General features: G+C 68.7%; 11 protein-coding genes. 8 read left to right on the forward strand and 3 right to left on the reverse strand.

Annotated elements, in window-relative coordinates; all coding sequences use genetic code 11:
* Window positions 1-11 precede the first annotated feature (11 nt).
* From ASD35_RS07145 to ASD35_RS07170, 6 genes are all read left to right on the forward strand, one after another.
* On the forward strand, window positions 12-3,935 hold the full coding sequence (locus ASD35_RS07145; protein WP_082579967.1) for a beta-galactosidase: 3,924 nt from the start codon (window positions 12-14) through the stop codon (window positions 3,933-3,935).
* A 19-nt stretch (window positions 3,936-3,954) separates the two neighbouring features.
* Window positions 3,955-5,118 (forward strand): glycoside hydrolase family 105 protein, encoded by a 1,164-nt coding sequence (locus ASD35_RS07150; protein ID WP_082579968.1) that lies wholly within the window; start codon window positions 3,955-3,957, stop codon window positions 5,116-5,118.
* A 370-nt stretch (window positions 5,119-5,488) separates the two neighbouring features.
* A complete protein-coding gene (locus ASD35_RS07155; protein ID WP_056874177.1) occupies window positions 5,489-7,144 on the forward strand; it encodes an MFS transporter in 1,656 nt (551 codons plus the stop codon).
* Window positions 7,141-9,879 carry a hypothetical protein gene (locus ASD35_RS07160; protein ID WP_056874178.1) on the forward strand — a complete coding sequence of 913 codons (2,739 nt, stop codon included), beginning with the start codon at window positions 7,141-7,143 and terminating at the stop codon, window positions 9,877-9,879. The genes ASD35_RS07155 and ASD35_RS07160 overlap by 4 nt, the downstream gene beginning before the upstream one ends.
* A gap of 1 nt (window position 9,880) precedes the next feature.
* Window positions 9,881-11,149: a rhamnogalacturonan acetylesterase gene (locus tag ASD35_RS07165; RefSeq protein ID WP_235538260.1), complete on the forward strand. Its 1,269-nt coding sequence runs from the start codon at window positions 9,881-9,883 to the stop codon at window positions 11,147-11,149.
* Window positions 11,149-12,396, forward strand: coding sequence for a serine hydrolase (locus ASD35_RS07170; protein WP_056874180.1), 1,248 nt, complete (start codon window positions 11,149-11,151; stop codon window positions 12,394-12,396). Before ASD35_RS07165 ends, ASD35_RS07170 begins: the two co-directional genes overlap by 1 nt.
* 19 nt (window positions 12,397-12,415) lie before the next feature.
* Here the strand turns inward: ASD35_RS07170 and ASD35_RS07175 are convergent, their stop codons facing one another.
* Complete coding sequence (locus ASD35_RS07175; protein WP_056874181.1) at window positions 12,416-13,561, reverse strand: M12 family metallopeptidase; 1,146 nt, start codon at window positions 13,559-13,561, stop codon at window positions 12,416-12,418.
* Between the two features lie 221 nt (window positions 13,562-13,782).
* Here ASD35_RS07175 and ASD35_RS07180 point away from each other — a divergent pair, with 221 nt between their 5' ends.
* Window positions 13,783-15,609 (forward strand): rhamnogalacturonan lyase B N-terminal domain-containing protein, encoded by a 1,827-nt coding sequence (locus ASD35_RS07180; protein ID WP_056874182.1) that lies wholly within the window; start codon window positions 13,783-13,785, stop codon window positions 15,607-15,609.
* Between the two features lie 8 nt (window positions 15,610-15,617).
* The gene (locus ASD35_RS07185; RefSeq protein ID WP_056874183.1) at window positions 15,618-16,280 is read left to right on the forward strand and encodes a PEP-CTERM sorting domain-containing protein; all 663 of its coding nucleotides are present in this window, start codon (window positions 15,618-15,620) and stop codon (window positions 16,278-16,280) included.
* A 61-nt stretch (window positions 16,281-16,341) separates the two neighbouring features.
* On the opposite strand, the gene ASD35_RS07190 is transcribed toward ASD35_RS07185, so the two are convergent.
* Together ASD35_RS07190 and ASD35_RS07195 are read right to left on the reverse strand one after the other, a co-directional pair.
* A complete protein-coding gene (locus tag ASD35_RS07190; protein WP_056874184.1) occupies window positions 16,342-17,724 on the reverse strand; it encodes an FGGY-family carbohydrate kinase in 1,383 nt (460 codons plus the stop codon).
* Window positions 17,721-18,602: a DeoR/GlpR family DNA-binding transcription regulator gene (locus tag ASD35_RS07195; RefSeq protein WP_056874185.1), complete on the reverse strand. Its 882-nt coding sequence runs from the start codon at window positions 18,600-18,602 to the stop codon at window positions 17,721-17,723. The genes ASD35_RS07190 and ASD35_RS07195 overlap by 4 nt, the downstream gene beginning before the upstream one ends.
* Between the last annotated feature and the right edge of the window lie 223 nt (window positions 18,603-18,825).

An 18,825-nucleotide genomic window follows, 5' to 3' on the forward strand; every position in this document is an offset into this window, starting at 1 on the left:
CCGGTCGCTCCATGCACGCTGCTCTGCCGTTCGTCCCGCCGTCCCGGTCCGCCCTCTGGCTCGCGTCGCTGCTGGCGTGCACCGCCGTCCAGGCCCAGGACCTCCCCGGCCAGCAGGCGCCCACCGCCGTCAGCGCGCCCGCCAAGGCGCTGGCGCCGGCGGCGAAGAGCGAGCGCACCTTCCTGATGTCGGCCTTCATGGCCACGTCGCAGAACACGCTGAGCCTGTTCAGCTCGCCGGACGGCATCAATTTCACGTCGCTGGGCTCGGAGGTCTACACACCGGCCCAGACGCTGCTGCGCGACCCGTCCATCATCCGCGCCGCCGATGGGCTGTACTACGTCGCCTACACCACCGACTGGAACGGCTCGACCTTCGGCATCGCGAAGTCGGCCGACCTGAAGAAGTGGACGCACGTGGCCGACGTGCCGCTGACGCTGCCCGGCGCCGGCCCAAAGGTCACCAACGTCTGGGCGCCGGAATGGTTCCGCGACCGCGACGGCAGCCTGAAGCTAGTCGTGAGCCTGTCCAGGGGCGGCACCCAGGGCCCGTTCGCGGCCTACTCGGTGAAGGCGCTCGACGGCAGCTTCACGAAGTTCGCCGACCCGGTGCCCATGCAGGGGCTGGAGAACAACTACATCGACACCTTCGTCATCCAGCATGACGGCCGGTTTGTGGCGTTCACGAAGAACGAGACGACCAAGTTCATCGAGCTGGCCACCGCGCCGTCGCTGGACGGCCCCTGGACGCTGCAGAAGACCGGCGACTGGGCCGGCTGGGGCGGCCCGTCGGAGGGCCAGGCCCTCGTCCCCATCAAGTCGAGCGACGGCCGCCCTGGCTGGCGCATCTACTTCGATGACTACATGACGAAGCGCTACTGGTACTCCGACAGCTTCGACGGGCTGCAGACCTGGACGCCGAAGAAGGAGCTGGGCGGCGTGTCGGGCACGGTGCGTCACTTCACCGTCATTGCCGAGGAGACCGCGCAGCTGGAGCGCGTGACGGCCCCCAAGGCCAAGCCCAAATCGATAGCCTGGGACCGCCACTCGCTCATCATCGACGGCCGTCGCGAGATGATCTTCGCGGGCGAGTTCCACCCCTTCCGCCTGCCCTCGCCCAGCCTCTGGCGCGACGTGCTGCAGAAGATGAAGGCGTCGGGACTGAACACCGTGTCGTTCTACTTCAGCTGGGGCTACCACTCGGCCAAGCCGGGCCACTACGACTTCACCGGCGTGCGCAACATCGAGCGCGCCATCCAGATGGCCGAAGAGGAAGGCCTGTACGTCATCGCGCGCATGGGCCCGTACGTGAACGCCGAGCTGACGGCCGGCGGCTTCCCCGGCTGGCTGCTGCGCCAGCGCGCCGAGGCGCGCACCGACGCGGCCGAGTACCAGGCAGCGGCGGACGAGTGGATGACGCAGGTCAACGCCATCCTGGCCCGCCACCAGGCCACCAACGGCGGTGGCAACGTCATCGCCTACCAGCTGGAAAACGAGCTGTTCGCGGTGAATCCCAAGAACATCCGCCACATGCAGCGCCTCGCGGACAAGGCGCGTGCCGACGGCATCACCGTGCCGCTGTTCCACAACGCCGCTTCGCGCCTGCCGGACTGGACGCCGAAGAACTCGACCGCGCCCTTTGCCAACCCGGGACCGACCGATCTCTACGCGTTCGACGGCTATCCCGGCGGTGTTTGCGGCGTCGATGCCCAGCCCGGCACGCCGGCCGTCGCGCCGGACTGGGGCATCTACGGGAAGAACTTTCCCAAGGTCGGCTCGCTGGCGTCGCCCAACACGCCCGGCTTCGTCGCCGAGATCGGCGCCGGCTGGTTCGACTACTGGGGCAGCAACGGCACCTACGAGTGCACGGCCCAGCGCCAGGGCCCGGGCTACCAGCGCGTGTTCTACGGCAGCAGCCTCATCAACTCGCTGACCATCCACTCCATCTACATGGCGTTTGGCGGCACCAGCTGGGGCTGGCAGCCGGGGCCCATCGTCTACACCAGCTACGACTACGGCGCGCCGATCAGCGAAGCCCGCGTCATGCGCGACAAGGCGCTGGTGCTCAAGCAGATGGGCGGCTTCGTGCAGGCGGCCACGCCCGTGCTGGCGCAGATGGACAAGGGCGAGGTGCTCGAGAGCGGCAATGCCAAGGTCAGGCTCTATCACAACGTCAACAAGGCGCTGGGCAGCCACGTGCTGCTCGCCCAGCACAACCATCTGTCGGGCAGCGAGGCATTCGGCTTCAAGCTGCAGACGCGCGACGGCACGTACCAGATTCCGCAGGCCGGCAAGCTGACGTTGACGGGCCAGGACGCGAAGATGCTGCTGGCCAGCTACGCGCTGGAGCGCCAGCACCTGGTCTACAGCACCAGCGAACTGCAGGCGCAGTTGCAGCAGGGTGCGCGCGACGTGGTCCTGCTCTACGGCCGCAACGGCGACGACGGCGAGACCGTGCTGCGCTATGCGACCAAGCCGACGGTGAAGTTCCTGCGCGGCCAGGCCCAGGTGAACTGGGACGCGAAGCACGGCGACCTGCGGCTGAACTATGCCCACCAAGGCCTGATCGAAGTGCTGATCAGCGGCGGCGGCCGCGCGCCGCTGTTGCTGCTGCTGGCCGACGAGAAGACCGGCTGGGAGTTCTGGCGCCTGCAGGCCGGCGACCAGCCGGCGTTGGTGCGCAGCCCGGCGCTCGTCCGCACGGCGGTCGTCAACGGCAAGACGCTGCAACTGACCGGCGACACCACCGCGCCCAGCACGCTGCGAGCCTGGGCACCGGACGGGATCACGTCGCTGAGCTTCAACGGCCGGCCCGTCGCCAGCAGCGCCCAGGACTTCAGCCTCGTGGCACGCGCCACGCTGGCCGGCCCCGATGCCGTCAAGCTGCCCGACCTGATGCAGGGCACGTGGACGCGCCGCTTCGACTCGCTGGAAGCCGACCCCCGGTTCGACGACAGCGCCTGGCGCAAGGCCGACGCGGGCGCCTCGGCCGCCAACGTCTACACCGCGCCCGACAAGGGCCAGCCGGTGCTGGCGATGAGCGACTATGGCTTTCACCACGGCGACGTCTGGTACCGCGGCCGCTTCACGACGACGGCAGCCACCAAGCCGCTGCAGCTCGAACTCTTCTTCGGCGGCGGCGGCGCTGGTCAGATCCAGGTCTGGCTGGACGGCAAGTTCCTCGGCCAGCAGGAGCACGACACCGGCCGCCCCTTCCCCGAGACGACCGACACCTTCAAGCAGTTGCTGCAAGGCTTGCCCGCAGGCGAGCATGTGCTGGCCGTCGTCGTGCGCAACAACTCGCACAACTGGGACCTGTTCGCCGACGACGCGCACAAGGAGGCGCGCGGCCTGATCGCCGCGTCCATCACGCCCAAGGGCGGCCCGCGCTTCGGCACGCCCATCGCCTGGAAGATCCAGGGCAACAAGGGCGGCGAGGACATCGCCGACCTCGTGCGTGGCCCGATGAACAGCGGCGGCCTGCACGGTGAGCGCATGGGCTGGCACCTGCCCGCCGATCCCGCCAAGCCCCAGGCCGGCTGGGACGCGACGACCGTGGGCGCCGCCCCACCCGCGCCCGGCACGTACTGGCTGCGCACGAACTTCAAGCTGGACCTGCCGCGAGGCCATGACGTGCAGCTGGGCCTGGCTTTCGGCGACACGACCAAGCCGCGCTCCGAGGTGGAGAACCGCGCGCTGATCTTCGTCAACGGCTGGAACATGGGCCAGTTCATCGCCCACATCGGCCCGCAGCGCGTCTTTGTGCTGCCACCGGGCATCCTGAACCCGAACGGCGAGAACACGCTGACACTGGCCGTCACCACCGACGGCGCCGCCGCCAACGCGCTGGAAGCCGTGCGCCTGGTGCCGCTGGCCGTCGCCCGCGGCGGCGTGCCGCTGGAGCCGGTGCCGCAACCTCGCAACCTGCAGCGCTGAATGCCAAAGAGAGACACCCATGTCCAACCAGATCCTCAAGCCCGTCGACTCTTCCAAGATCCATCCGCTGCTGGCCCACCACACGGCCCACCTCGGCGCGGACCGCGACGACATCCGTGGCGCCATAGCCCGTCTCATCGATAACCTGATCAACATCGAGGACAAGGCCGGCAAGTTCCTGCTGCGCCTGGACGACGGCCGCGTGCTGGACACCAAGGGCTGGAACGGCTTCGAGTGGACGCACGGCGTGGGCCTGTACGGCGTCTACAAGGTCTGGGAGCTGACCGGCGACCCCAAGGCCTGGGACATCATGGCCCACTGGTTCGAGGCGCGCTTTGCGGAAGGCATGCCCAGCCGCAACATCAACACGGTGGCGCCCTTCCTGACGCTGGCCTATTTGTTCGACCGCACCGGCGACCGCCGCTACCTGCCCTACATCGACCGCTGGGCCGAGTGGGTCTACCACGACCTGCCGCGCACCGAGGAGGGCGGCTTCCAGCACATCGTCTACAACAGCGTGAACCACCAGCAGCTGTGGGACGACACGTTGATGATGTCGGTGCTGCCGCTGGCCAAGTTCGGGCTGTTGCTGGGACGCCCGCATTACGTGGAAGAGGCCAAGCGGCAGTTCCTGGTTCACATCAAGTACCTGGCCGATCGCAAGACGGGCCTGTGGTTCCACGGCTGGACGTTCGAAGGGCGGCACAACTTCGCCAACGCGCTGTGGGCGCGAGGGAACTCGTGGGTCACCATCGTCATCCCCGAGTTCATCGAGCTGTTGAACCTGCCCGAGGGTGATGCGTTCCGCCAGTTCCTGGTGTCGACGCTGGAGGCGCAGGTGAAGGCGCTGGCCCAGTTCCAGTCGCCGTCGGGGCTGTGGCCGACGCTGCTGGACGACCCGACTTCGTATGACGAGGCGGCGGCTTCGGCGGGCTTTGCGTACGGCATCCTGAAGGCGGTGCGCAAGGGCTATATCTCTCGGGATTACGAAGCGTTTGGCGTGAAGGCGGCACTGGCGGTGCGCAAGCACATCAACGACGCCGGGGAGTTGACGCAGGTGAGCTTCGGCACGCCGGTGTTCAACACGCTGCAGGAATACAAGGACATTCCGCTGACGTCGATGCCGTTTGGGCAGGCGATGGCGTTGTTGGCGATGGGCGAGTTGTTGGTTCGCTTCATCTGATCGCCATGCGGTACGGCGGGTTAATGGCCAGGCCCGGCCGGGATTTAGCGAAACCTTCGGTTTTCGTCCCGGCGGCCGACTCACTTTCTTGGGCGCCCAAGAAAGTAAGCAAAGAAACCGCCCCCGTTCCGTCGCCCCTTCGCTTCGCTGCGGGGTCCCCTGCGATGCTCGGAACCCGGAGCCCCGCGGGCTTGAAGTCCGAGCACCGCAGGGCAGCCCGCTGCGCAGCGAAGGGCCGGGCGGTTCGGGGGCGACTTTTTGCCTTCTTTTTGGTCGCTCAAAAAGAAGGTCGCCCGCCTGGGCGACGTCCCGGCATGGGCCTCCCCACAAAGCAAGTGTTTCCAAGACACGCGCGCTTCGAGCAAGAGACATGAATCCCCCTCGCAACCTCCACCCCGCCGCCAAAGAACCCACCTGGATCAACTACTGGGGCTGGGGCAGCGGCGACATGCTCGGTGCCGGTGCGCAAGCCGTCATCACCGGCTGGCTGTTCTATTTCTTCACCACCTTCTGCGGCCTCTCCGCCGTCGATGCAGGCCTGATCCTCGGCCTCCCCAGATTGCTGGAAGCCATCACCTGCCCCCTCATCGGCTACGTTTCCGACAACCTGCGCCACACCTGGGTCGGCCGCAAGATCGGCCGGCGCAAGCTGTTCCTGCTGATCACCATCCCGCTGCTGCCCAGCTTCGCGCTGATCTTCCGCACTGGCCACACCTTCACCTACTACCTGCTCGCCTTCATCTTCTTCGAGCTGCTGTACACGATGTTTCTCATCCCCTGGGAAACGCTGGCGGCGGAGATGACCAAGGACTACAAGGCCAAGGCCAAGTTCGCAGGCGCGCGCATGATCGTCGCGCAAAGCTCGGCCATCCTCGCCTCCTACCTGCCCACGCTGCTCATCAGCCAGTTCGGCGGCAAGGACTCGCCGGACACCTTCTTCTGGATGGCCGCCATCTTCGGCTGCATCTTCTCGGTGGTCGTCACCATCGTCGTGCTGACCACCTGGGAGCGCCCCTATGGCACGCGCGAACAGGCCGTCATGTCGCAGACCTACGGCGGCTTCAACCTGAAGGCAGCGCTGCTCATCCCCGTCAAGATGTTCCGCGACCTGTTCTCCACGCTGAAGATCCGCGCCTTCCGCCAGCACCTGTCCATCTACCTGGGCGGCTACCTGTCGCAGGACATCTTCAACAGCGCCTTCGCCTTCTTCGTCGCGACCGTGCTGATGGGCGCCACGCTCGTCATCTCGCAGCTGATGACGGTCATGTATGTGGCCCAGCTGATCTCGGTGATGGTGGCCATCCAGATCGTCATCCGCACCGGGCCCGTGCTGGCGTACCGGCTGGCCGGCTCGCTGTTCGCTGCCGCGTTGCTGCTGTACCTGGGCTTCTACCTGGCGCGGCCCGAGGGCTTCGCCGAGAGCTTCAACGCGCTGGGCACCAACCTCTTCGGCGCGCTGAACCCGGCCAGTCCCGGCTTCTCGCTCAGCCTGGTGTTCTGGATCTTCGTGCCCATCGTGCTGGCGGGCCTGGGCCGCGGCACGCTGAACTTCGTGCCCTGGTCGGTCTACAACTACCTGCCCGACGTCGACGAGGCCGTCACCGGCCAGCGCCGCGAGGGCATCTTCGCCGGCGTCATGACGCTGGTGCGCAAGCTGGCCCAGAGCGCGGCCATCATGGCCAGCGGCTGGATCATCGACCTGGGCGGCTACGTCAAGACCAAGCCCGGCGAGGTCGTCGTGCAGACCCCCGAGGCCATCCAGACCGTCACGCTGCTGATGGTCGGCGGCCCGCTGCTGATGCTGCTGCTGGGCGCGCTGGCCTCGTGGAAGTTCCGCCTCAATGCCAGCACGCATGCGGTGCTGGTGCACGAGGTCGAGCGCCTGCGCAACGGCGCCACCGAAGCCGAGAGCGACGAGAACCGCCGCATCGTCGAAGACCTGACCGGCTGGCCTTACGACCGCCTGTGGGGCCGCGGCAGCGGTCACGCCGACTCCTCGCTGCAACCCCTGCAAGCCCGCCCATGACCGACTTCAGCCGCCGACACTTCTTCAAGACCGCCACGTTGCCGATCGGCGGCCTGGCAGGCCTGGCAACCACCGCCGGCGCTGCACCGGCGCCCACGCCGGCCGCCGCCACCGTCGCCGTTCCTGACGACCTGCTGGCGCTGCGCTGGCTGGACGGCGCCGCGCCCGCGCCGCCGCTGGGCGCCACGCTGGGCCTGCCCTGGCCGCGTGGCCAGCACAAGAAGGACCAGCCCTTCCATGCGCTGGACGCCAAGGGCAGCCCGCTGCCGCTGCAGACCTGGCCGCTCGCCTACTGGCCCGACGGCTCGCTGAAGTGGACGGCGCATGCGCTGCCGGCCGGCGTGGACGCGGGCGCCCAGCCCAGCATCCGCCCCGGCAAGGGCACGGCCACCAGCGGCGCACGCGTCGCGGTGCGCGAGGCGGGGGACTTCGTCGAGGTCGACACCGGCGTCATCCGCGCCCGGCTGCCCCGCCAGGGCGCCCAGCTCATCCACAGCATCCTGCGCGATGGCCGCGAGGTGCTGGGCAGCTGCACCCTCGTCGCGCAGACCGACGACAAGCCCGATGCCGAGCAGGGACCGGTCACGCAGGCGGCCTTCCAAAGCCGCATCGCCAAGCTCACCGTCGAGCAGGCCGGCCCGGTGCGCGCCGTCGTCAAGGTCGACGGCCAGCACCGCAGCGCGGCCGGCCGCGAGTGGCTGCCGTTCTCGGTGCGCTTCTATTTCTACGCGGGCGCCGAGTCGCTGCGCGTGATGCACAGCTTCGTCTTCGACGGCGACGACCAGGGGGACTTCCTGCGCGGCATCGGCCTGCGCTTCGACGTGCCGCTGCGCGATGCGCTCTACGACCGCCACGTCCGCTTTGCCGGCGAGGCGGGCGGGCTGTGGGCCGAGGGCGTGCGCAACCTCACCGGCCTGCGCCGCGAGCCCGGCGCCGCCGTGCGCGAGGCGCAGCTGGCCGGCCGCGCCACGCCGCCGCTGGCGCAGTGGGGCGCGCAGGTGCGCAAGCTGCAGCACCGCATCCCCGCCTGGGGCGACTACACGCTGAGCCAGCTCAGCGCCGACGGCTTCCAGATCAAGAAGCGCACCAAGGCCGGCCACGGCTGGATACCGGCGGCCTTCGGCAAGCGCGCGCCGGGCAGCGGCTACATCGGCGGCGCAACCGGCGGCGTCGCCTTCGGCCTGCGCGACTTCTGGCAGCGCCACCCCACGCAGTTGGACATCCGCAACGCGCACACCGACGCCGCGCAGGTCACGCTGTGGATGCACGCGCCCGAGGCGCCGGCCATGGACCTGCGCTTCTATCACGATGGCCTGGGCATGGAGACGCACGAACAGGAGCTCGAAGGCCTGGAGATCACCTACGAGGACTACGAGAAGGGCTTCGGCACGCCGGTGGGCATCGCGCGCAGCAGCGAGATCACGCTGTGGGCGCTGGCCGCCACGCCCAGCCGCGAGCGCCTCGTGCAGATGGCCGCCGCGGTGCAGACGCCGCCGCAGCTTGCCGCCCATCCGGCGCGTTATCTGCAGGCCGGCGTGTTCGGCAAGCTGTGGAGCCTGCCCGACCGCAGCACGCCCACGCGCGTGCAGATCGAGGACAGGCTGGACTTCCTGTTCGACTTCTACAAGAAGGAGGTCGAGCAGCGCCACTGGTACGGCTTCTGGGACTACGGCGACATCCGCCACACCTACGACAGCGACCGCCACGAATGGCGCTACGACGTCGGCGGCTACGCCTGGGACAACTCGGAGCTGTCGCCCGACCTGTGGCTCTGGTACGCCTACCTGCGCAGCGGCCGGGCCGACATCTTCCGCTTCGCCGAGGCCATGGTGCGCCACACCAGCGAGGTCGACATCTACCACGCCGGCCGCTTCCAGGGCCTGGGCACGCGGCACAACGTGCAGCACTGGGGCTGCAGCGCCAAGCAGGCGCGCATCTCCACGTCGGCCTACCGGCGCTTCTACTACTACCTGACCGCCGACGAGCGCGTCGGCGACGTGATGCGCGAGGTGCTGAACGCCGACGAGAAGATGGACGCGGTCGACCCGGTGCGCAAGATCGCCGGCCGCGTGGACAAGGGACCGTGGCCCGCGCGCATCGGCTTCGGCACCGACTGGGGCTCCGTCGTCGCCAACGTGCTGACCGAGTGGGAGCGCACTGGCGACAAGCGCTGGCGCGACAAGCTGCTGCGCGGCATGAAGGGCATCGCCGCCATGCCGCACGGCTTCTTCACCGGCAGCGGCGGCTACGAGCCCACCGGGCCCAACGAAGGCGCCTTCCACAACGTCAGCGGCGACAAGCTCAGCGCCAGCCATTTGAGCGCCGTCTTCGGCGCCGTCGAGATGATGGCCGAGCTGGTGGAGCTGATCGACGAGCCGGCCTTCAAGCAGGCCTGGCTGCAGTACTGCGAGCTGTACAACGCGCCGAAGGACCAGCAGGCCAAGGCGCTGGGTGCGCCGCACGGCGGCGGCACGGTGCTCAGCGTCGGCCATTCGCGCCTGAGCGCCTATGCCGCCAGGCAGAAGCAGGACAAGGCGCTGGCGCAGCGCGCCTGGCGCGAGTTCCTGGCAGACGACCCGCGCGGCGTCAAGACGCTGAAGACCACCCGCATCGCCGGCCCGCTGGCGCTGAACCCGGTGGACGAGGCGCCCTGGATCAGCACCAACGACACGGCGCAATGGGGGCTGGCGGCGATCCAGAACCTCGCGCTCATCGGCGATCAACTGACCGACTGACATGAACATGCGGCTTTTGCTTTCCACGCTTCTCGCTTTGCCGCTGTGCCTCGGTGGCTGCGCCTCGCAGCCACCGGCTGCGGACGCACTGCGCCTGGACCTCGCCGGCACGCCCGAGCCGACCTACAGCCGCGAGCGCGGCAACGGCTTCGAGCCAGGCGCGCCGCGCAACGCGGCCGGCCAGCCGAGCTTCTTCACGGTGGACGTGCCGGCCGAGGGCAACTACCGCGTCACAGTGACGCTGGGCGGGGCCAAGGCCAGCGACACGACGATCAAGAGCGAGTTGCGCCGCCTGATGCTGGACGCCGTGCCGGTGCCGGCGGGCGGCACCGCGACGCGCAGCTTCATCGTCAACGTGCGCACGGCCCGCATCGCCGCAGTGCCCGGCGCGACCCCACCCATCGAAGCCGGCGTCGTCAAGCTCAAGGAGCCGCGCGAGAGCAAGGACGAGATCTGGGCCTGGGACCAGCGCATCACGCTGGAGATCAACGGCGCGCAACCCGCGCTGCGCAGCCTCGTCATCGAACCGGTGAAGGTGCCCACCGTCTTCCTGCTCGGCGACTCCACCGTGGCCGACCAGTCCCGCGAGCCGTACAGCAGTTGGGGCCAGATGCTGACGGCGCTGTTCAAGCCCACCGTCGCGGTGGCCAACCACGCGCAGTCCGGCGAGACCTTCCGCGACTCGCTGGCGCGCCGGCGCATCGACAAGATCCTGTCGGTCATGCAGCCGGGCGACACGGTGCTGCTGCAGTTCGGCCACAACGACCAGAAGCAGCAGAAGGACGGCAGCGGCAATGCCGAGACCTACAAGGCCGAGCTGCGCACGCATGCCGAGCGCATCCTGGCCCGCGGCGGCGTGCCGGTTGTCGTGTCGTCGATGGAGCGCCGCAACTTCGACCCACAGGGCCGTTTCAAGCCCAGCCTGACCGAGTACGCCGACGCCGCGCGCGCGGTGGCCAGGGACATGAAGCTGGCCTTCATCGACCTCAACGCGATGAGCCAGCAGTTCTACGCGGCGCTGGGCCCCGAGCGCTCGCAGGCGGCCCACCCGATGAACAACGGCAAGCTCGACAACACCCACCACAACAACTACGGCGCCATGCAGTTGGCGCGTTTGGTGGCGCTGGGCCTGCGGGAAGCCCGCGTGCCGGTGGCGGCGCAGCTGCGCGATGATCTGGGCACCATAGACCCGGGCAAGCCGCAGCCGCCGGAGCAGTTCCGCGTGGCACCGAGCCCGGGCTTCACCCAACAACGACCGCTCGGCGACTGATGAAGTCTCACCTGCTTGCCCTGGCGCTGGCCTGCGCCACGCTGACCCACGCGCCCGCCACCGTTGCAGCGCCGCCCAAGGCCGCCGAGGCCATCACCGCGCAAGGCTTCTCGCCCGAGCGCCTCAAGCGCCTGGACGCCGCCATCGAGGAACAGATCGCCGGCAAGCAGCTCGCCGGCGGCGTGATGGCCGTGCTGCGCGATGGCAAGCCGGTGGTTTTCAAGGCCTATGGCCAGCGCGACATCGAGAACGCCCGGCCGATGCGCACGGACACGATCTTCCGCATCGCGTCCATGACCAAGGCGCTGACGTCGGTCGCGGCCATGATCCTTTACGAAGAAGGCCGCTTCCTGTTGAAGGAGCCGGTCTCGCGCTACCTGCCGGCCTTCGCCAACCTGCAGGTCGCCTTGCCCCAAGGCGGCACCGAGAAGGCGCGCCGGCCGCTGACCATCCACGACCTGCTGACGCACACGGCCGGCATGAGTTACGGCCCCGGCCCGGCCAAGGCCGCCTATGACGCGGCCGGCATGAAGGACTGGTACCTCGTCGGCCACGACGAGACGCTGGCCGCATGGACCGACCGCCTCGCCGCGCTGCCGCTGCAGGGCCAGCCGGGCGAGGCTTTCACCTACGGCTATGCGACCGACGTGCTGGGCCGCCTCGTCGAGGTCGTGTCCGGCCAGCCGCTGGACCGCTTCATCAAGGAGCGCATCACCGACCCGCTGCGCATGCCGGACACCAGCTTCTTCCTGCCCGCAGACAAGCTTGATCGCCTGGCGAATGTCTACGGCCTGGAGGGCGGGCAGCTCAAGCTCATGGAAACCAGCGCGCGCAGCGACTTCGTCAACGGCCCGCGCAAGCTGCTCTCAGGCGGCGCAGGCATGCTGTCCACCGCGGGCGACTACACCCGCTTCCTGCAGATGCTGCTCAACAAGGGCGAGCTGGACGGCGTGCGCATCCTGGCGCCCAAGACGGTGGCGCTGATGACGGCCGACCACCTCGGCACCAGGTCCGGCGGTGACGCCGATGGCTTCGGTCTGGGCTTCTGGGTCAACGTGCGCACGGGCGGCTTCAGGGAGCTGGGCAGCGAGGGTGCCTTCGGCTGGGGCAGCGCCTATTTCCCGCAGTACACGGTGGACCCGAAGGAGCGGCTGGTCATCCTGCTGATGACGCAGCTGCGCCCGGCCGGCAACTCCACCCTCAACCTGCGCGTGCGCAACCTGACCTACCAGGCGCTGCTGCGCTGACCTGCGATGGGGTGGGCCGTCACCACCACATGACGGCCGTCTCGCCCGCCGCAGCTGCGTAGTACATGCGCACGCGCAGCACATAGCTGCGCCCGCGTTGCAGCCTGAGCTTGAGCTGGGCGTTGCGGTCCTCGCCGCTGTCGTCGTCGCCGCCGCGGAACTTCAGGTCACCGGCGCTGTCCTCGAACAGCGCGAGCAGCGTGTCCGCCTCGCCGAAGGTCGCGATCTGGTAGCTGCGCGTGCGCGGCGGCTTGATGCGCAGGTCGATCTGCTGCCCGGCCGCAATCTGCAGCCGGTGCGACTCCGCCAGCACCAGCTCGCTGAATTCATCCACCGGCGGCTGGGCCGGGTAGATCTTGCGCACCTGCGCGATGTCGCGCGCGGACAGGCCGCCGGCCGGCTGCAGCGGCTCCACGCGGTACATCTCGGGCTGCTGGATCAGGCCGGGGCCGAAGGGATAGTGCATCACCGAGTCCGGGTCCCAGGACGTGCCCTCCACGGTGGACTCGTCCAGCTTGCGCAGGATGTTGAAGTGGGTCTTCTGGCGCGACCAGCGGTTGGGCGGCGCCGCCAGTGCGGCGTACACCTTCTCCTCGTCCCAGACGATGCCCGAGAAGGGGTTCTGGTGCTCGTGGTTGAAGCCCAGCGCATGGCCGATCTCGTGGATGGCGGTGTCCAGGTCGCGGGTCACGTCCCAGCCGATGTTCATCGTGCGTTCGCCCGCCGCGACGTCCAGCAGCGCCCGCCCGACGTAGGACCAGCTGCCGTCACCGGCCATGAAGCCGATGCGCACCATCGCCTGCTCGGGGCTGGCCACCTCGCGAAAGCGCAGGCCCAGCCCGAGCTTGGCCCAGGCATCGAAGGCCTTGCGCACCGCCTGCTTCTGCTCCGCCGGGCCGGCCCAGGGCACGAAGCGGCTGCTGCCGTCGGACAGCGTTACCGTCTGGCCGTCACTGGGTCGGTCGTAGAAGTAGTACGTCAGCTCGGTGCCGTTCAGCCACTTGTCGCGCAGCGTGTTGATGGCCGCGGCGCGTTCGCCGAACACCTGTGGGCCGGCTGCCGGCGGCAGGCCGGGGCGCACGTTGCAATAGTGGAAGGCGTAGCGCAGCGGCTGGGCCGCGTCATCGGCGGCGGCACGGCGCGTGCTGCTGGACATGGTGGCCATGGAAACCTCCGAAGCGGGTGGCGACCTTTCAGCTTAGGCAGTGGCCGCGCCGCCTGCTCCGCCAACTTGGGGGCAACCCTGGGCCGGCATCCCCCCGATGCAGGATGAAGCGAAACGCTCAACCGGTTGAGTACACGCGGCGAGCGCCCCTGCCTAGAGTCCGCTCCGGCAGACGGGCAAGCCCGTCGACCGTGAACAACGACACAAAACCAGGAGACTTCATGAACACGACAAGCTCGCGCCCGCCCTGGGCGCGCTGGCTCGCTGCAGGCCTGCTCGCGACGCTGGCACCGGCCGCCATGGCCGCCTTCAGCATCACGACCGTCCACGACAACAACAACGCGGCGCGGCCGCAGTACGTCATCGACACCGATGGCGGGTTGGTGTTCAAGGTGCGCGGCTGGGACAGCAGCAGCACCACGGCCATCGGCGACTTGTCCAGCATGGTCTACAAGGGCGTGGAGTACGCCGACCCCTCGCGCGGCACCCAGCTCAACTCCGGGGCCGACTGGCTCTACAACGGCGTCGGCGCCGTCGGCCTGAAGGTCGAGGCCGTAAGCGCGAACGGCACCGCGACGCCGGCCTCCACGGTCAACGGCGGCGTGGTCAATGCGACGGACTACATCCGCGTCACGATCACCAGCACCAGCACCAAGGGCGGCGTGCTGACGCACTACTACGTCGTCAAGCGCGGTGAGTCCAACATCCACATGGGCACGCACTTCACCGAGCAGCCCGACGTGCACGGCCTGGTGCGCTTCATCGCCCGCATTCCCGTCGCCAAGCTGCCCAACGGCGGCCCGGCCCATGCGGCCGGCGGCCTGGTCACCTACAACGGCGAGAGCTTCTGGGCCGAGGACCTGCGCGGCACCAGCGGCGCCATCGAAGCCAGCGACGTGTTCGGCTTCCCGAGCACCGACGCGCGCTACGGCCAGACGCGCTCCAAGCACTACGCCAACCGCCGCCTGAAGGACTGGGAATTCGTCGGCGGCAGCGGCCCGGGCGTGGGCATCTGGTTCTGGCGCGACAACAACGAAGGCGGCTCCAGCGGCCCGTTCTACCGCAGCCTGCTGCAGCAGATCACCAGCACGAACAACGAGCTGACCTACATCGTCAACTACGGCGAGGCGCAGACGGAGCCCTTCCGGCTGAACGTGCTGAACACGTACACGATGATCTTCAACGACGGCAGCGTGCCCACGGCAAGGCCCGACACCAGCTGGTACGGCCAGGTGGGCCTGGTGGGCTACGTGCCGCCGGTGGGCCGTGGCTCGGTCAGCGGCGCCGGCCTGACGGGCCGCATCGCGGGCATTCCCTACACGGTGGGTTTCGCCAATGCGCAGGCGCAGTACTGGGCCGACGCCGATCCCGTGGACGGGCACTTCACGGCCAGCGGCATGCTGCCCGGCGACTACACGATGACCATCTACAAGGGCGAACTCGCCGTGCAGACGGGCTCGGTGACGGTGACCGCCAACGCCAGCTACGCGATGAACCCCGTGGCCATCACGGCCGACCCGGAAGCCACGCCCGCCCTGTGGCGCATCGGCCGCTGGGACGGCACGCCGCGGGAGTTCATCAACGGCGACAAGCTGACCTTCATGCACCCGTCCGATGTGCGCATGGCGTCGTGGAACGTCGCGCCCTTCGTCGTCGGCCAGTCCAACCCCGCGACGCAATGGCCGGCCTACCAGTGGAAGGACGTGAACAACGGCCTGCAGGTCCGCTTCACGCTGCGCCGCGGCCAGAACGCCGCGCCGCTGCGGCTGCGCATCGGCACCACCGCCGACTTCGCCGGCGCCCGCCCGCAGGTCACGGTCAACAGCTGGAGCTCTGCCATCCCGGCCGCACCGCCAAAGGTCTCGCGCAACCTGACCGTGGGCACCTACCGCGGCTTCAACCGCACGTACACCTTCGACATCCCGGCCTCGCAACTGGTTGTGGGCACCAACGTGCTGACCATCAACACCGTCAGCGGCACCGCCGGCGCCGGCTTCCTGAGCCCGGCACTGTCTTTCGACGCCATCGACCTCGTGCCCACGAACTGAGCAAGCCCATGAAGAACCAACTTATTCCCCTGCTGGCCGCGCTGCTCGCAGCACCCGCCATTGCCGGCGTCGTGCAGACCACCGGCACTGGCAGCGCCACGCCGGGCGCGACCCACCTGACCTACGCCGCCGATTTCGAGGCCAACACCGGCCTCGACAACCCGTGGTCGGAAGGCGGCCTGCTGTTCACCCACACCGGGCTGGCCAACGACAACGGCGGCTGCGGCTATGCCGGCGAGTTCTGCGTGGACCTGGCCGGCGGCCAGCTTTACAGCGAGGCCTTCTCGGGCAACTACTTCGCCACCGCCGGCAGCAATGCCTACCTGTCCATCCGCAGCACCGGTGCCGCGCTGCACGGCATCGAGTTCGCGGTGGACTCGGGCTACGCCAGCATCTACGTGATGTGGCAGACCTGGCTGAACGGCGCACTGACCGGCAGCGGCAAGGCCTCGCTGGGCGCGGCCGGGGTCGGCGACGTGCTCGGGTTGAGGGACCTGGCCGGCTTCACGGAAGTGCGCGTGTTCGCGTTCGACAGCGCGAGCGACAACAGCGGCTACAGCGTGCCGGCGATCGACAGCGTGCGCGCGTTCACGGTGCCGGAACCGGGGTCGCTGGCATTGGCGGCGGCTGGGTTAGGCATGGCCGGCTTGCGCCGCCGGCGCGTGGTCTAAGCCACTACCGCTGCATTCCATCAGCGGTGCCGGGAGTTCGCCCCGGCACCCCACGCACGCGTCAAGCCGCTCCAGCCGCGGCCCGCCAAGCGTCCCGGTACGCGCGCCATCCCGGCGGAGCCCAAGCCGTCACAGGCAAGGCGCCAGCTTCAGGCTCCCGCCCCCACGCATCCAGCAGCCAAGCACCACAGGTCGTGCCACTGCTGTCATCCGACACCGTCACCTCGCGCCCTTCCGCCAGCCCGGCCAGCAGCGGCCCGAACCAGGGGTTGGCCGTGAACGCGCCTTCCACGACGACGCGCCCGGCGGCGCCCAGCGCGCCCAGGCAGTGGTCGGTCATCAGCACGACATAGAGCGTCGCCAGTGCGGCGCGTTCCGCATCCGTCTGCGGCAGTTCCCCGTCCACACGCCCGACCCGCCCCGCAAACGGCCCACCGGTCTCGGCAAAGCACGGCAATGCCATCGTCTGCCGGGCGATCAGCCGCTCGACATCCGCCGCCGTGAACGCCGCCGGTCGCTCGCCAGCCAGCGCACCGAACTCCCGCCCGCCCATGAAGCGGATGCAGGGCACGGCGTCGCCGAAGACATTGCAGTTGGCCAGCATGTCCTGCGCCTCGGCCAACGGCTTCGTCGCCGAACCGAGAGCCGCGGCGATGACCCACGTCCCGGTGGACAACACCGTGCAGGGCCCGCTCGACTGCAGCGTCAGCAGGTGGCGCAGCAGCGAGGCATTGCTGTCGTGGATGCCGCAGACGATCTCGCAACCTGCGGCCAGGCCGGTGTCCGCCGCCAGTTCGGGCCGCAGCGTGCCGAGGCGCGCCCAGGCATCGCGGCGCGGCGGAAAAAGCTTCTGCCAACCGTGCCGCTCGACGAGGGAGGACCACCCACCCTCTCCAGGCCGCCACAGGTCCGTGTGGCAGCCCAGCGAAGTGACCTCGCTGGCCGCCACGCCGCACAGGCGCCAGGCCCAGTACTGCGGATACATCAGCACATGCCTGGCCCGCGCAAACTCCGCCGGGAAGCGAGCCTGCAGCCAGTCCAGCTGCCGGCCCAGGTTCAAGCCGGCGGGCAACTGGGGCGAGCCGCTCTCGTCGAACGCCGGGCGCAGCGCCTCATAACGCGCCGCGTCGGTGGCGTCACCCGGCACATGCTCATAGTCGGGCACCGGCAGCACGAGGCCGGCATCGTCGACCAAGGCGGCCGTCGCGCCATGCGTGACCGGCACGATGGCGCGGATATCCGCCAGCGCCGCGAGCTCGCGCAGCTGGCCCAGCAGCCAGCTCCACAGGCGCTCGGTATCGTGGTGCGGATAGGGCCCGTCGCGGCGCACGGTGTTGGGCGTGCGCACCTCCGCCAGCGTCTTGCCGGCGGCGTCGATCAGCGTGAGCTTGGCGTTGGTCTTGCCGATGTCGAGGACGACGGTGCCTGTTGTCCCAGCGCTCAAGAGACCAGCCCCGCATGCCGGTGGTAGGCGCCGGCCTCCAGCACGGCCGCATAGTCATGCGAACTCAAGGCCGAAGCCTCCACCACACGAGGGTCCACGGCTTCGGGCTCCACGGTGATGACGCGCACGCCGTAGTGCTCCAGCAGCTGCACCGCGCTGTCGGAGGCGCCGGTGTCGGTGATGACCGTGGACACGCGGTTCAACCCGCACAGCACCAGGCCGGCCTTGCGCTGGAATTTGGAGCTGTCCACCAGCACGACCAGTTCCTCGGCCTGGCCGATCAGGCGCTTCTCGGCCTGGATCAGCAGCGGGTCGGCTTCCATCAGGCCCAGGATGGAGAGGCCGTAGACGCCCATGAACATCTTGGCGGCGTAGTGGTGCTGGGCGACGTCGTTCTCGAACGGGCTCAGGATGACGTTCTGCTCGCGGTAGACCTTGCCACCGGGCAGGATGATCTCGTTGTCGCTGGTGACGAGCAGGCGCTCGGCCATCAGGAATGAATTGGTGAGAATCTTCAGCTGTTTCTCGACGAGAAACTCCGCCATCATGAACGTGGTGGTGCCACCGTTGATGATGATGGTTTCGCCGTTATTGCACATCGAGGTCGCATAACGGGCGATGGCACGCTTGGCGGCAGTATTTTGCTGCGCGTTGTTTTGAAAAGTCTCGCTCGACAGCGTGTATGACTTTTTCTTTTGCTCCAGCCTTTGGGCGCCACCGCGGGTGCGTGTGAGCTGGTTTTTGGCGGCCAGCCAGGAAATATCCCGCCGCACCGTCGCGGCCGAGGCCGACAACCATTCCATCAATTGCTGCACGCTGGCGTGCTCGCGCTCGTCCAGCAGTTTGAGCAGACGCTTGTGGCGCTTGTGATTGATCATGAGGGTCCTTTGTCGGGCGCCCCGTGATGGGTGGCGACCGTTGTCTCGTCGTTATGTCGCCCAGCCTCTGCGGGCGGACGTCGCTTGGCTTGGCAGCTTGGCGAAGGCCCACCGCCTGGATCACTGCCGGTGAGCGTAGGCACCGGCCGCCGGAACCGTGCCCGCTCACGCTCAGATCCGCTCAAAGCATGGGTGAAACGCTGTTCCAAGTGCAGATTACGTC

The sequence above is a fragment of the Pelomonas sp. Root1444 genome (assembly GCF_001426885.1).
GTDB lineage: Bacteria > Pseudomonadota > Gammaproteobacteria > Burkholderiales > Burkholderiaceae_C > Pelomonas.

Bases quoted from the DNA above. Each gene is read 5' to 3' on its own strand.
- ASD35_RS07145 (WP_082579967.1), top strand. From the start codon at position 12: ATGCACGCTGCTCTGCCGTTCGTCCCGCCGTCCCGGTCCGCCCTCTGG.
- ASD35_RS07150 (WP_082579968.1), top strand. From the start codon at position 3,955: ATGTCCAACCAGATCCTCAAGCCCGTCGACTCTTCCAAGATCCATCCG.
- ASD35_RS07155 (WP_056874177.1), top strand. From the start codon at position 5,489: ATGAATCCCCCTCGCAACCTCCACCCCGCCGCCAAAGAACCCACCTGG.
- ASD35_RS07160 (WP_056874178.1), top strand. From the start codon at position 7,141: ATGACCGACTTCAGCCGCCGACACTTCTTCAAGACCGCCACGTTGCCG.
- ASD35_RS07165 (WP_235538260.1), top strand. From the start codon at position 9,881: ATGAACATGCGGCTTTTGCTTTCCACGCTTCTCGCTTTGCCGCTGTGC.
- ASD35_RS07170 (WP_056874180.1), top strand. From the start codon at position 11,149: ATGAAGTCTCACCTGCTTGCCCTGGCGCTGGCCTGCGCCACGCTGACC.
- ASD35_RS07175 (WP_056874181.1), bottom strand. From the start codon at position 13,561: ATGGCCACCATGTCCAGCAGCACGCGCCGTGCCGCCGCCGATGACGCG.
- ASD35_RS07180 (WP_056874182.1), top strand. From the start codon at position 13,783: ATGAACACGACAAGCTCGCGCCCGCCCTGGGCGCGCTGGCTCGCTGCA.
- ASD35_RS07185 (WP_056874183.1), top strand. From the start codon at position 15,618: ATGAAGAACCAACTTATTCCCCTGCTGGCCGCGCTGCTCGCAGCACCC.
- ASD35_RS07195 (WP_056874185.1), bottom strand. From the start codon at position 18,602: ATGATCAATCACAAGCGCCACAAGCGTCTGCTCAAACTGCTGGACGAG.